Origin of the sequence: Elstera litoralis, from assembly GCF_000963705.1 — a bacterium.
GTDB lineage: Bacteria > Pseudomonadota > Alphaproteobacteria > Elsterales > Elsteraceae > Elstera > Elstera litoralis.
Map to the genome: position 1 here is coordinate 1 of NZ_LAJY01000933.1, position 805 is coordinate 805.

An 805-nucleotide genomic window follows, 5' to 3' on the forward strand; every position below is an offset into this window, starting at 1 on the left:
GGCAGCAAAGACGGCCCCTATAAGGCCCCGACGCCGACGGGGCAGCGGTAACAGCTATGGTGTCGGAAGATGTCCGTTGACGCTCAGCCCGATACCTTACTCTTCCCACTTCCGTTTGAAGAAAAAAAACGGTTACAGCTTCTGTGCCAAGAGCCCTGGACAGATATTCTATACGTTCGGGATTCAACATCCCGCATGACGGGTGAGTACGGGCATGTCTTTAACCCTTCGTGCGTTCAAATAAAATCTTCAGAGCGTGTCAATTTACATTTTAGCTTATTAGAAGATTATAGTGGAATACCTTCTTGCGAAATCTTAAGAATTTGCTATTTATCCGACAATGATATTCAGGATTTTAAACAGAATGATGATTTTTTTCTAGATCTCATGATTAGCATGGGTGGCAGTATAGACCGGTTTGGACGTAAGATTGATAAATTCAATCAGAAATTTCTGGAAACCCCCAAAACAGCCTTTCGTCTTTTGCACAAAGACACTATATCAACATATGAATCGACAACAGATGAAACAATCCTACGGGAACTTGGGGTAGACGTTGAAAAATTTAAAGGCGTCCCTTTTCACCTTAGAACCGACTTTAAAGAAAATTTCTTAGTTGACACAGGTATTTTATTTGAAAATAATTTTGGCCGCTTACTATTCTATCTAGGCTACGATAATTATAATATCTTCATCCTACGCGATAATGATATAGATACACTTTTAGACGAAGATTTCGTTTCTATTTCTGTTATCTAAACTAAAAACGGCCCCTTCCGGGGCCGTTCGCACATCTTATTCCGCC

1 protein-coding gene is annotated in these 805 nt (G+C 40.7%); it reads left to right on the forward strand.

What is annotated here, in order from left to right; all coding sequences use genetic code 11:
- Positions 1 to 69 precede the first annotated feature (69 nt).
- Positions 70 to 759: a hypothetical protein gene (locus tag VZ95_RS24770; RefSeq protein WP_156995512.1), complete on the forward strand. Its 690-nt coding sequence runs from the start codon at positions 70 to 72 to the stop codon at positions 757 to 759.
- Positions 760 to 805 lie beyond the last annotated feature (46 nt).